Annotated in this window: 1 protein-coding gene; it reads right to left on the reverse strand. The window is 77.1% G+C overall.

Annotated features, from left to right (window positions below; translation table 11 throughout):
• On the reverse strand, positions 1–14,537 hold a 14,537-nt coding region (locus ACIBAI_RS28310), incomplete at its 3' end, for an amino acid adenylation domain-containing protein (protein ID WP_399038597.1).
• Positions 14,538–14,626: the final 89 nt, after the last annotated feature.

A 14,626-nucleotide genomic window follows, 5' to 3' on the forward strand; every position in this document is an offset into this window, starting at 1 on the left:
CGCGCCTCCCCCACCACATCGGCACCCTCGAAAGACACCCGCCGCACACACGCGGCGGCATCCACCGACCCGCGCGCACCCACCTCCAGACCCCACACCAGTCCGCCCGCCGTGCGGGTCAGCCGCAGCCGCAGCGCGTCATGGTGGTCCAGCAGCGCCCGCACCGCCGCCGTCAGCCGCTCCCGGCCCAACCCGGCCGGAACCCGGAGCAGCACCGACTGGTGGAAGGCGTCGACGGGGCCGCGTCGTTCGCGCAGCCGGTGGACGATCGGGGTGAGTTCGACCGGACCGGTTCCGTCGTCCTCGGCGCGCACGGCCGGCCGGTCGTCCTCGCGGCGGCAGACCTCCGCGAGCGCGGCCACCGTCTGGTGGGCGAAGACGTCGCGCGGGGTGAGGACCAGTCCGGCCCGCCGCGCCCGGCTGACCAGCTGGATCGACATGATGCTGTCCCCGCCCAGCGCGAAGAACCCGTCGTCCGTGCCGACCCGCTCCACACCCAGCAGTTCGGCGAAGATCCCGCAGAGGATCTCCTCGTTCGGGGTGCGCGGGGCCGGGCCGCCCCGGGTGCCCGCCGAGAGGTCGGGGACGGGCAGGGCCGCGCGGTCCACCTTGCCGTTCGGGGTGACGGGGAGGGCGTCGAGCACCACGATCCCGGCGGGGACCAGGTACTCGGGCAGGGTGTCGGCCGCCCGGCGGCGCACCTGTCCCCCGTCCAGGGTGCGACCCGGTTCGGGCACGACGTAACCGATCAGGTGGCGGCCGCCGGAGGGGGCCGCGTGGGCCACGACCACGGCGGCGGACACCCCGTCCTGCTCGCCGAGCGCGGCCGCGGCCTCGCCCGGCTCGACGCGTACGCCGCCGATCTTGACCTGGTCGTCGACGCGGCCCAGGTACTCCAGGACGCCGTCCTCGGTCCAGCGGGCGAGGTCGCCGCTGCGGTACATCCGGGAGCCGGCCGGGCCGTGGGGGTCGGCGACGAAGCTCTCCGCCGTGGCGCCGGGGCGGCCGAGGTAGCCGCGGGCCAGCTGGGCCCCGGCGATCCACAGCTCGCCGGGGGCGCCGGGCGGTACCGGCTGGAGGGCCGCGTCGAGGACGTACAGGCGGGTGTTGCCGACCGGGCGGCCCAGGGGCGGCGGGCCGTCGGTGCCGGCGGGGCAGCGCCACCAGGTGACGTCGATGGTGGCCTCGGTGGGGCCGTACTGGTTGAACAGCGGCACGCCGTGCTCCCCGTCCCCGCCGAGCACGTCGTGGAAGCGCCGTACGAGGTCGGCGGGCAGGGCCTCGCCGCCCGAGAACACGCGGCGCAGCCCGGTGCACCCGGCGGCGCCGGGCTGGTCCAGGAAGGCCCGCAGGACGGTCGGTACGAAGTGCGCGGTGGTGACGGACTCGGCCTGGATCAGCTCGGCGAGCCGGGCGGGGTCGCGGTGCGCCTCGGGTCCGGCGACGACCACGGCGGCGCCGGCGAGCACCGGCCAGAACAGCTCCCACACGGAGACGTCGAAGCCCGCGGAGGCCTTGTGCAGCACCCGGTCGTCGGACCGGAGGCCGTACTGCTCCTGCATGCCCCACAGGCGGTTGACGACGGCGCGGTGCGAGACGGCGACGCCCTTGGGGCGTCCGGTCGAACCGGAGGTGTGGATGACGTAGGCGGTGCTGTCGGGATGCGGCGCCGCGAACGCGGCGGCCCCGTCGGAGGTGCCGTCGTCGTCCGGTCCGGGCGCCCCGTCGAGCGCCAGGACGGGTGCCCGCACGGCGGCGGGCAGCAGGTGACGCACGTCGTCCGTGGTCAGCACGCACACCGGGTCGGTGTCGGCGAGCAGCAGGGCGATGCGCTCGGCCGGGAGGCCGGGGTCCACGGGCACGTACGCGGCGCCGGTGCGCAGGACCGCGTGCAGGGCCACGGGCAGGCCCGCCGAGCGCGGGACGAGCACCGCGACGCGGCGCTCCGGTCCGGCGCCGAGCGCGCGCAGGCGGCGGGCGAGGGCGCCGGCGCGGGTGTCCAGCCGGCCGTAGGTGAGCCGGTCGGCGCCGCAGACGACGGCCTCGGCGTGCGGGGTGCGCGCGACGCGGTCGGCGAGGAGTTCGGGCAGGGTGGTGGACGGGACGTCCATGGTGGTGTCGTTCCAGTCGGTGAGGAGGCGTCGGCGCTCGTCGTCGCCGACGGTGGCGGCCCGGGAGATCGTGAGGTCCGGGTCGTCGGCGAGGGACTCCAGCAGGCGGGTCCAGCGCTCGGTGAGCAGCCGTACGGTTGCGGGGGTGAAGAGGTCGGCGCGGTATTCCACGCGTCCGTCGATCCCGTCCGGGGCGCCGTCGGGGGTGCGGTGTTCCGCCATGTTGAAGGAGAGGTCGAAGCGGGCGGTGGTGGCGGGGACGCGGATCAGTTCGGTGCCGAGTCCGGGCAGTGCGACGGCGTCGCGGGTGAGCTCGGGCTGGGCGGCCAGCATCACCTGGAACAGCGGGTTGCGGTCCGGTGAGCGGGTCACGCCCAGGTGGTCGACGAGGCGCTCGAAGGGCACGTCCTGGTGGGCGTAGGCGGTGAGGTCGGTCTCCCGCACCCGCCGCAGCAGTTCGCGGAAGTCCGGGTCCCCGCTGGTGTCGGTGCGCAGGACGAGCGTGTTGACGAAGCAGCCGACGAGGTCCTCCAGCACCTCGTCGTCGCGGCCGGCGACCGCCGTGCCGAGCGGGATGTCCGTGCCGGAGCCGAGGCGGGTCAGCAGCGCGGCGAGCCCGGCCTGGAGCGTCATGAAGACGGTGGCGGAGTGCTCGCGGGCCAGCTCCGCCAGGCGGGCGTGGAGCGGTGCGGGGATGCGGAAGGCGTACGAGCCGCCGGGCGCGGGGCCCGTCGCGTCGCCGTCCGTCGCGGCCGCCGGGCGCGAGGGACGGTCGGCGGGCAGGTCGATGCGGTCCGGCAGGCCGGCGAGCCGCTGCCGCCAGTACGACAGCTGACCGGAGGCCGGCCCGTCCGCGCCGTCGGCGGCGAGCAGGTCGTGCTGCCAGAGGCTGTAGTCGGCGTACTGGACGGGCAGCGGCTTCCAGTCGGGCGCCCGCCCCGCCGTGCGGCACCGGTAGGCGGTGGACAGGTCGGCGGCCAGCGGGCCGAACGACCAGCCGTCGGCGGCGATGTGGTGCAGCACCAGCGCGAGGACGTGGTCGTCCTCCCCCAGCTCGAACAGGGCCGCCCGCAGCGGGATGTCGGCCGCCAGGTCGAAGGGCCGGCGGACGGTCCGCTCGAGCGCGGCGGACAGGCCGGCCTCCGCGACGCGGGCCGTCTCCAGGGCGGGACGGGCCCGCCCGGCGTCCAGGACCTCCTGGCGGGGGCGGCCGTCGGTGTCGGGGAAGACGGTGCGCAGCGCCTCGTGACGGGCCGTCAGGTCGGACAGCGCGGCGCGCAGCGCGGGGACGTCGAGGGCGCCGCGCAGCCGCAGCACCACACGCATGTGGTATCCGTCCGCGGCGCCCCGCGTGAGCTGGTGCAGGAACCACAGGCGGCGCTGGGCGAAGGACAGCGGGACGTCGTCGGGCCGTGCCACGGCGGCGGGGCGCGGCCGGGGCGGCGCTCCGGTCGCGGCCTTCACGCGTTCGGCCAGTGCGGCGACCGTGGGCGCCTCGAAGACGGCCCGGACGGGCAGGTCGGCGCCGAGCGCGGTGCGGATGTGGGCGACGAGGCGGGTGGCGAGCAGCGAGTGTCCGCCCAGTTCGAAGAAGTCGTCGTCGATGCCGGCCCGGTCGGCCCCGAGGAGCTTGGCGTACAGGCCGCACAGGACGTCCTCGAGCGGCGTGCGCGCCTCGCGGCCGCCCTGTGCCGCGAGGCCGTCCGCGGGGCCGGGAGCGGGCAGGGCGCGGCGGTCGACCTTGCCGTTGGGGGTGAGCGGCAGCCGCTCCAGGACCACGAACGCGGAGGGCACCATGTATCCGGGCAGGCCGGCCGCGGCGTGGCGGCGCAGCTCGGCCGGGGTCGGGGCCGGGGCGCTCCCGGTGCCGGACCGCGGGACGACGTATCCGGTCAGCCGGGCGTCGCCCCCGGCGCCGTCCCCGCGTACGTCGACGACGGCGCGGGCCACCGCCTCGTGGCGCTCCAGGAACGCCTCGACCTCGCCCGGTTCGACGCGGTGGCCGCGCACCTTGACCTGGTGGTCGGCGCGGCCGAGGTGGTCGAGGCGGCCGTCCTCGGTCCAGCGGGCCAGGTCGCCGGTGCGGTACATGCGGGTGCCGGGCTCGCCGTACGGGTCGGCGAGGAACCGCTCGGCGGTCGGGCCGGGGCGGCCCGCGTATCCGCGGGTGACACCGGGGCCGGCCAGGTACAGCTCGCCCGGGACGCCGGGCGGGACCGGGCGCAGCCGGTGGTCCAGGACGTGGACGCGGACGCCCGGACGGGGGCGGCCGATCAGGAAGCGGCCGTCGGAGCGCCGCGCCCCCGGCTCGTCCACCGCCTGGAAGGTGCTGCTCATGGTGGCCTCGGTGGGCCCGTACTGGTTGACGACCAGGGGCGCGCCGAGCGCGGCCGTGTGCTTCAGATGCCCCTCGGTGAGCGCTTCGCCGCAGGTCATCACCAGGCGCAGGGAGGGGCGTTCGTCGGCGGGCAGCTGTGCCGCCTCCTCGTTCAGGGCGCCCAGCAGGGACGGTACGACGGACAGCAGCGCGGTGACCCGGTGGCGGCGCATGGCGCGGACGAGGGCGCGCGCGTCGTTGGCCTCCTCGGGCCGCACCAGGACGACGCGCCCGCCGGCGGCGAGGGTGCCGAGGATGTCGCGCACCGAGGGGTCGAAGGAGACGGACGCCAGGTTGAGCACGACGTCCTCGGGGCCGAGCCGGGCGATGCCCGTCGTCAGGTACGAGAAGTAGGCGGTGACTCCCCGGTGCGGCACCACGACCGCCTTGGGCCGGCCGGTGGAGCCCGAGGTGTGGATCACGTAGGCCGGGTGGCCGGGGGCCGGCGGCGCGGTGCGCTCGTCGTCGGTGAGGTCGCCGTCCGGCAGGGCGTCCAGTGCGCGGCCGGTGTCCGGGCCGTCGAGGCGCACGGCGGTGGCGCGGGCCTCCTCGGGGAGGGACGCGGCGGCCCCGGTGGTGGTCAGCACCGTCACCGGCCGGGCGTCGGCGAGCATGTGCGCGATGCGGTCCGCCGGGTAGGCCGGGTCCACCGGGAGATACGCGGCGCCCGACTTGAGGACCGCCAGCAGGGCCACCACCAGCTCCGGGGAACGGGGCACGGCGACGGCGACGGTCCGCTCGGGCCCGGCGCCCCGGCCGGCCAGGAGGCGGGCCAGGCGGTTGGCGCGGGCGTTCACCTCGCGGCGGGAGAGCCGGTCGTCGCCGAAGAGCACCGCCGGGGCGCCGGGAGCGGCTGCCGCGCGGTCCTCGACGAGGCCGGCGACGGTCCCGGTGGCGTGGGACCCGGACGGTTGTCCCTGCCACGCGGTCAGCAGCCGGACGCGTTCGCGCGGGGTGAGGACGCCGGCGCGGCCCGCGGGCCGGTCGAGGCCCTCGCCGAGTTCCTCGAAGAGGCGCGCCAGCCGGTCCATGAGCGCCTCGGCGGCGGCCCGGTCGTAGGCGGAGGTGTGGTAGCCGAGGGTGAGGTGCAGCCGCTCGCCGGGGGCGGCGAGCAGCCGCAGCGGGTAGGAGGTGGCCACCCCGCCGTCGACGGCGGTGACGCGGACGCCGTCGGCCGGCCGGAACACGGCCGGGTCCAGCGGGAAGTTGAGGAACACCACCATCGTGTCGGCGAGCGCTCCGGCGCCGGTCTGCCGCAGGATCTCCGGCAGTCCCAGGTGCTGGTGGGCGGTGAGGCGGGACTGCTCGTCCTGGAGGCGGCGCAGGGTGGCGGCCATCGGCTGCGCCGGATCGAGGCGCACGCGCACCGGGGCGGTGCTGATGAACAGGCCGATGACGGACTCCACGTCCTCGACGTCGGCGGGGCGGCCGGCGTGGGGGGCGTCGAAGACGACGTCGTCGCGGCCCGTCAGCGCGCCGACGAGGGTGGCCCACGCGCCCTGCACCAGGGTGGCCGGTGTCAGGTCGTGGCGGCGGCAGTGCGCGGCCAGGCGGGAGGTCAGGTCCTGCGGCAGCAGCCTTTCGACGACGTCGTGCCCGGCCGGGCCGGCGGAGTCGGGGGAGCTCTCGGCGCGGTCCTGCGTCCGGCGGCCGGTGACCGGCACCACGAGGGTGGGTTCGGCGCCGTCCAGCGCCTGCCGCCACGCCCGCCGTGCGGAGTCCCCGTCCTGCCGGCCGAGCCACGCCAGGTACCGCTCGAACTGGGGAGCCGGGGCGAGGGCGTCCGGCTCGGCGTAGGCGGTCAGCAGGTCGTTCAGCAGCAGCGGCTGCGACCAGCCGTCGAGCAGGAGGTGGTGGTAGGTGACGATCATCGTGTGCCGGTGCGGGGCCAGCCGCGCCAGCGCCACGCGCAGCAGCGGGGGGCGTGCCGGGTCGAACCCGGCCGTCCGTTCCCCTGTCCGCAGGCCGGCGAGCCGGGACTCCCGCTCCGGCTCGCCGGCCGCGGACAGGTCCGTCTCCCGCCAGTGCGGCCGGGCCGCGCCGGGGACGATCTGCACCGGGCCCGCGTCCGGGTCGTCCACGAACGCGGCCCGGAGGCTGTCGTGCCGGGCCAGCACCCGGGTCCAGGCCTCGCGCAGCCGCACCGGGTCGAGCGGGCCGTCCAGCGTGAGCGTCAACTGCACCGTGTAGTCGTCCGCCCGGCCCGGGCCGTCCTCCTCGGCCCGCGGGGTCCGCGCGGCGGCCAGGGACTCGAAGAGCAGGCCCTGCTGCAGCGGTGTCAGCGGGAGGAGCCGGACCGGGCCCGGGTGGCGGGCGGTCAGCCGTTCACGCACCGGCGCCGGTACGGGCAGCAGGGCGTCCTCGCCCGCCGCCCCCTGTGCCCGGGCCGCGTCGGCGGGCCGTGCCACGGCGGCCAGAGCGGCGACGGTGGGGTGGGCGAAGACGTCACGGACGGCCAGGGCGATGCCCGCCCGGCGCGCGGCGCCCACCAGCCGCATGGCCAGCACGCTGTCGCCGCCCAGCGTGAAGAAGCTGTCGTCGATCCCCACGTCCGGCAGGCCCAGCAGCTGGGCGAAGGCGGCGCACAGGGCCTTCTCGGTCGCGTCGCGCGGCGCCCGGCTGTCCGGTGCGGCCGCGAAGTCCGGCGCCGGGAGGGCGGCGCGGTCCAGCTTGCCGTTCGCGGTGAGCGGCAGCTCCGGCAGCACCACGAAGGCCGCCGGTACGAGGGCTTCGGGCAGGGTGCGCTCGGCGAGGGCGCGCAGTTCGGCCGGGAGCGAGGCGAGCCGCCGGGCGAGGCCGGGGTCGTTGGTGTGCCGGTCCGGGGTGGAGCCCGGTGCGGGGCGGTAGGCGCACAGCACCTCGCCGGCGCGCAGGGTGTCGGTGCGCCGGAAGACGGCGTCGACCGCGCCGGGGCCGGTGGCCGACGGCGCGACGGCGACGCGGTAGCCGAGTTCCGCGGCGAGGGCGTACAGGTCCTCGGGGTCCACCGCGCCGGGCACCGGGGCGTCGTCCGCCAGGGCTCGGGCGGCCCGGGCCGGTTCGGCTCCCTCGTCCAGCCGCCCGGCCGCCAGGACCTGGCGGGCGGTGCGCTCGTCGGGGATCGCGGCGACGCGCACCTCCACGGGGCGGTCCGTGGACAGGGTGCGCCGCAGCTGTTCCGGGCTCGGTGAGCCGTCGAGGCCGTGGCCGCCGGCCGGGGACGCCTGCGCGGCGGCCGGGTCGGTGTGCAGGACGGCGTCGTAGCGGTAGCGGCTCAGTTCGTTGCGGTACCCGCCCCGCTTCACCTGGACGTCCACGGCGGTGAAGGGGGCGCCGGGGCCGGTCCGCGCCGTGAACCAGGAGGGGTGGACGAGGAGTTCGTTCTCGTGCAGCAGGGCGCGGCCGATCGACCGGCGCAACGCCGCGGCGCCGGTGTGCCGGCCGGGGTGGAGGCGGACGAGGTGCTTCTCCGTCTCGAAGACGCGGGCGGCCCGCAGGTCCCGTACGTCGCCGACGAAGATCCGCCCGCCGGGCGCCAGCAGCGGTGTGACGGCGCGGACCACCCGGTCCAGGTAGCCGGCGTCCGGGAAGTACTGGATCACCGAGTTGAGGACGACGGTGTCGAAGAACCGGGTGGGCAGGCCCTCGGTGTCGTGCGCCGCCTGGTGCCGCAGGGTCACCCGGCCGGCGAGGCGGTCCGGCATCCGGTCGCGCAGGGTGCCGACGACCGCGGCGGAGAAGTCGGTCGCCCAGTAGGCCTCGGTGTCCCCGGCGAGCCGCGACAGCAGCAGGCCCGCGCCGGCGCCGATCTCCAGCAGGCGTACGGGACGCAGCTCCCGGATCCGCTCCACGGTCGCGTCCCGCCACCGGCTCATCTCCCGGTGCGGCAGGGGCCGGCCGTCGTAGCTGCTGTCCCAGCTGGAGAAGTCCTCGCCGAAGGCGGGAGCGTCCGGCTGCTCGTCCCGGCGCGGCGCCGGGGCGGGCGCGTAGACCGACTCCCAGACGGCCCGCCAGTCCTCGAGCTGCCCGGAGGCGGCGCGCCCGTCGTCGTCCGGGGCGGTGTCCCGTCCGGGCGCGGCGGGCGCGACGTACGCGGTGAGCTGCCGGCGGCCCGGCTCGTCCTCCCGGACGGTCACCACGGCACGGCCGACCGCCGGGTGCGCGGCGAGCGCGGCCTCGATCTCGCCGGGCTCGGCCCGCACGCCCCGGATCTTGATCTGGTGGTCGGTCCGCCCCAGGTACTCCAGCGTGCCGTCGCCGCGCCACCGCGCCAGGTCGCCGGTGCGGTACATGCGGCTGCCCGCGGGGCCGAAGGGGTCGGCCACGAAGCGCAGCGCCGTCGTGCCGGGCAGGGCCGGGTAGCCGCGGGCGAGCTGACGGCCCGCCAGGTACAGCTCGCCCGGCACGCCCGGGGCGACCGGCCGCAGCGCCGCGTCGAGCACGTACACGCGGGTGTTGTCCACCGGGCCGCCGATGGGCACCGTGCCCGTCCAGGCGGGGAGGCACCTCCACCGGGTGACGTCGATGGCCGCCTCGGTCGGCCCGTACAGGTTGAACAGCGGGACGCCGAGGAGGGCGAGGCAGGCGTCGGCCAGTCCGGCCGGGAGTTCCTCGCCGCTGCAGATCACGCGCCGCAGCCGGGACCCGGAGGCGGCCGCGGCGGGCTCGTCGAGGAACACGCGGAGCATCGACGGGACGAAGTGCACCGTCGTCACCCGGTGCGTCTCGACGGCCGCCGCCAGATACCCCGGGTCGCGGTGCCCGCCGGGGCGTGCCACGACCACCGCGGCGCCCGCGGTCAGCGGCCACAGCAGCTCCCACACGGACACGTCGAACCCGACGGGGGTCTTGTGCAGCACCCGGTCGTCGGCGGTCAGCGCGAACTCCCGCTGCATGCCGAGGACGCGGTTGGCGATGGCCTCGTGGGGGACGACGACGCCCTTCGGGCGGCCGGTCGAACCCGAGGTGAAGATCATGTACGCGGCCGAGCCGGGCGCCGGGGGGATCGGCGCGGGCCGTGCGGTCCCGTCGCCGGCGGGCGCGTCGGCTTCCACCAGGACCGTGTCCGGGCCGCCCGGGCGGGACAACCGCGCCGCGAGGCCGGGCGTGGTGAGGAGGCACACCGGCGCCGCGTCGTCCAGCAGCAGCCCGACGCGCTCCGCCGGCAGGTCCGGGTCCACCGGCACGTACACGCCGCCCGCGCGCAGCACGGCGTGGACGGCGACGAGCAGTTCCGCCGAGCGCGGCACGGCGACGGCCACCCGCGCCTCGGGGCCCGCCCCCCGCTCGCGCAGCCGCGTCGCGAGCGCCGCCACCCGGGCGTCGAACCCGGCGTACGTCAGCTCCCGCTCCCCGTCCACCACGGCGATCGCGTCGGGCGTCGCCGCCGCCTGCGCCGCGACCAGCTCGGGCACCGACACGGGCGGCACCGGCACCGCGGTGTCGTTCCACTCCGCCAGCACCCGGTGCCGCTCCGCCGGCAGGAGCACGTCGACGGAGCCGGCCGTCCGGGCGAGGCCGGCGGCGAGCTCCTCCAGCAGCCGGACCAGCCGTTCGGCGACCCGGGCGACGTCGTCCGGCGAGAAGGCGCCGCTGCGGTAGCCGAACCGCAGGCTGAGCCCGGCGGCTTCCGGCACCACCAGCAGGGTCAGCGGGTAGTGGGTGCCCGCGTGGACGTGCGGGTCGGTGATGCCGAGGCCGGGGCCCGGCCGGAAGGTGGCCGGGTCGACGGGGAAGTTCTCGAAGGTCAGGACGGTGTCGAAGAGCCGGTCCAGCCCGGTCGGCCGGGTGATGTCCGGCAGGCTCAGGTGCGCGGCGGCCGTGGCGCGCACCTGCCGGCGCTGCATCCCGCGCAGGAGGTCCCGCAGGTCGTCGGCCGGGCGCAGCCGCACCCGCACGGGAACGGTGTCGACGTACAGGCCGACCATGGACTCGGCCCCGTCGATCCCGGCGGGCCGGCCGGCGATCGTGGTGCCGAACACGATGTCGTCGCGCCCGGTCAGCCCGGCGAGGAGGAGCGCCCAGGCGCCCTGGACGACGGTGTTGAGGGTGAGACCGTGCGCGGCGGCCAGGTCGCGCAGCGCGCCGGTGGTGCGGGCGGGCAGGTCGGCGGTGTGCCGGCCCTGCGCGGGCCCGGTCGCTCCCGCGGCGTCCGGGACGAGGAGCGTCGGCGCGTCGAGTCCGTCGAGGGCGGCGCTCCACTCGGCGCGGGCCGCGTCGCGGTCCTGCCGTCCGAGCCAGGACAGGTACGCGCGGGGCGGCGTCACCGCGGGCAGGGACTCGCCGTGGTACAGCGCGAACAGCTCACGGCCCAGCAGGGGCAGCGACCAGCCGTCGAGCAGCATGTGGTGGTGGGTGAAGAGCACGGCGTGCCGCTCGGGGGCGAGCCGTACCAGGGCGATCCGCAGCAGCGGGGGGCGTGCCAGGTCGAAGCGCCCGGACCGCTCCTCGGCGGCCACCTGCCGCAGCCGCTCCCGCTGGTCCCGCTCCCGCGGGCCGCCGGCGGTGAGCGGGTGCGAGAGGTCCACGTCGCGCCAGGGCAGCTCGACGTCGTCGAGCACGACCTGCGCCGGCACGTCGGCGGCGTCGGCGACGAACGCGGAGCGCAGGACGGGGTGCCGGCGCAGCAGGGCGTGCCAGGCGGCGCGCAGCCGGGCCCCGTCGAGCGGCCCCTCGACCGTGAAGCCGAGCTGCACGGTGTAGTCGTCGTCCCCCGGTGTCCGCGCGTCGTGCAGGGACTGGAACAGCAGGCCCTGCTGCACGGGGGTCAGGGGCAGGGCGTCCGAGAGGTCCGGGTAGCGGTCCCGCAGGCGCCGGAGGTCGGCCTCGTCGAACAGGGCCGCGTCCCGCGCCGGGGACGCCGGGCCGGCCGTGTCCCGCTCCGCGTGGTCCGCGGCGTCGTCCAGCGGGACCGCGCGCACGGCCAGGTCCGCCACGGTCGGGTGCTCGAACACGTCGCGCAGCGCGATCGCCAGTCCCTCGCGGCGTGCGGCGGCGACCAGCCGCATCGCCGAGACGCTGTCGCCCCCGAGGGCGAAGAAGTCGTCGTCGATGCTCACCCGGGAGTCCACGCCGGACGGTGTGCCGAGCAGTTCGGCGCAGAGCCGGCAGAGGACCTCCTCGACCGCGTTCCGCGCCGTCCGGCCGCCTGCGGCGGCCGCCGCCGGGGCGGGCAGCGCGGCCCGGTCGAGCTTGCCGTTCGCCGTCAGGGGCAGCTCGGGGAGGGTCACGAAGGCGGCGGGGACCATGTACGGGGGCAGGCGCCGCGCCAGCGCGGCGGCCAGTTCGCGCTCACCGCCCGCGGCCTGCCGCCCGCCGCCCGCGGGCTCCGTCCCCGGGACGACGTAGGCCGTCAGCTGCCGCCGCCCCGGCGCGTCCTCGCGGACCACGACCGCGGCGCGGGCCACGCCCGGCTGCTCCGCGAGCACGGCCTCGATCTCACCCGGCTCGATCCGGAATCCTCGCACCTTGACCTGCTGGTCCGCGCGGCCCACGCAGTCCAGGCGGCCGTCCGGGAGCCAGCGCGCGAGGTCGCCGGTCCGGTACATGCGGGTGCCGGGGGCGCCGAAGGGATCGGCCGGGAAGCGCTCGGCCGTCAGGCCGGGCCGTCCCGCGTACCCCCGCGCCAGCCCGGCACCGGTGATGTACAACTCGCCCACCACCCCGGGCGGTACGGGCCGCAGCGCCCCGTCCAGGACGTACACCCCGGTGCCGGTGATGGGCCGCCCGATGGTGACCGTCGCCGCTTCGGCGTCCTCGGCCGACAGCTCCGCCGCGGTCGACCAGACCGTCGTCTCCGTGGGCCCGTACACATTGGTCACCGACGCGGCGGACGCGACGAGTTCGCGGGCCTGCGCGGCCGGCAGCGCCTCGCCGCCGACCAGGACGCGGACGCCGCCGAGGACGGGGGCGACCTCCGCGAGCACCGCCTGCCACAGGCTCGGCGTCGCCTGCATCACCGACACCCGCTCGGTCAGCAGCAGCCGCCGCAGCCGCGCCGGGTCGCGCACCTGGTCGGGGCCGGCCACTACCACGGCGGCACCCGACACCAGGGGCGCGAGCAGTTCCAGGTTGGCGATGTCGAAGCCCAGCGTGGTCACGGCGAGCAGGCGGTCGCCGCCGCCGAGCCCGGCGCGCCCGGCCATGTCGAGCAGCAGGTTGCCCAGGTTCGCCCGGGAGACGACCACGCCCTTGGGCCGCCCCGTCGATCCCGAGGTGAAGATGACGTACGCCGCGGCCGACCCGGGCACCGCGGCGGGCGGCACTGCACCGTCGCCGTCGGCGGGGCCCGGGCCCTCCGGCCCGTCGATCAGCACCCGCCGCGGGCCCTGCGGCACCCGCCCGGCCAGTTCTGCCGTCGTCAGGACCACGGCGGGCCGTGCCTGGGCCACCATGTGCTCCAGCCGCTCCGCCGGATGCGACAGGTCCAGCGGCAGATAGGCGCCGCCGGACCGCAGCACGGCCAGCACGCCGGCCACCAGGTCCACCGAGCGGGGCAGCGCCAGCGCCACACAGCGCTCCGGCCCCGCTCCGTGACCGGCCAGCACACCGGCCAGCCGCGTCACCCGGCCGGCCAGTTCGCCGTACGTCAGGGAGGTTCCGCCGGAGCTCACCGCGACGGCGTCCGGCGTCCGGGCCGCCTGCGCCGCGACGAGCCGCCACGGGTCGCTCCCCCGGGCCGGGGCGGTGTCGTCGCCGGCGGGCCCGGGACCGGACCAGCTGCCCAGCACGCGGCGGCGCTCGTCCTCGTCGAGCAGGTCACCGTGGCCGACCGGCCGCGCGGCCGCGTCGTCCCCCGTGGTGAGCCGGTCCAGCAGCCGCAGGAACCGCTCGTGGTGTCCGGCCAGTTCACCGGCCGAGTACAGCGCGGGGTTGCCGTCGACGACGACCTCGATCGCACCGCGCTGTCCCGGGCGCCCGCCGTAGCAGGCGACCGACAGGTCGGCCACCGGTCCGACGGCGAGGGAGTGCAGCGAGCCGTGGAGGGTGCCGAAGGTGAATTCCTGGCCGAACGGCATGACGTTGACGACCGGGCCGTAGAGCCGGTCCCCCGTGGAGAGACCGAGATCGCGGGCGAGGTCCGCCTCCGGATAGCGCTGGTGCCGTGCCGCGTCCTTCATCCCGGCCGCGACCCGGGCGGTCAGCTCGCCGTACGTCAGGCCGGGGTCCACCCGCACCCGCAGCGGGACGACGTTGGACACCATGCCGGGGACGGCGCCCGAGACGGACCCGACGCGCGCGGTGACCGGGAAGCCCAGCACCAGGTCGTCGGCGCCGGTCATCCGGTGCAGATAGACGGCGACGCCCGCCACGAAGGCGGCCGGCCAGCTCGACCGGCCGGTCCGCGCGACCGCCCGCAGTCCCGACTCGGTCCGCGGGCCCAGCCGCGAGGTCCGCCGGTGCACCGGGGCGGAGGGGGGCGCGGTCCGCTCCACCAGTCCGGCCGGTGCGGGCCGGCCGGCCATCCGCTCCCGCCAGTACGCCCGGTCGGCGCGGAAGTCGTCCGAGGACCGGTACGCCGCCTGCTCGGCCAGCAGTTCCCGCAGCGGGCGCAACGCCCCCGCCGCGGGGTCGCGCCCTTCGGACAGCGCGGTGTAGACGGCCGCCGCGCGCCCGATGGCGATCCCGGCGCCGGCCCCGTCGCTGATGACGTGGTGCAGGCCCGAGTACCACCAGTGGCGCTCCTCGGCGACACGGATCACCGCGTTCGTGAGGTTCGGGGGGTGGCCCGCGCGGCGCGGGCGCGCCATGTCGTCCCTCATCCAGGCGTGCGCCGCGGCCTCGGGGTCGGCCTCGGCCGACACGTCGACGAAGAGCTGTTCCCACGTGTCGTCCGGCTCGATCCACTGGCGCAGTTCGCCCTCGCGCTCCCCGATCCGCACCCGGAACGCGTCGGCCTCGTCGAGGAAGCGGCGCGTCGCCTCGGCCAGCAGCGCGATGTCGAGCGGGCCGGCGATGTCGACGTAGACGCCGAGGTTGTAGGCACGGCTGTCCGGGGCCAGCTGCTGGCCGAACCAGATACCCGACTGCCCCGGGGTCAGCGGCAGGCCACGAAGGTGGTCGTCAAGCACGTACGTACTCCCAGGTGCATACGGGTGAGCAGCGAGCGGAAAGCGAGGAAGGCCTCGGAGGAAGCCCGCTGACGTCGGCGTCTGCCGCA

Origin of the sequence: Streptomyces sp. NPDC051041, assembly GCF_044456065.1 — a bacterium.
In the GTDB taxonomy this organism is placed as follows: domain Bacteria; phylum Actinomycetota; class Actinomycetes; order Streptomycetales; family Streptomycetaceae; genus Streptomyces; species Streptomyces glaucus.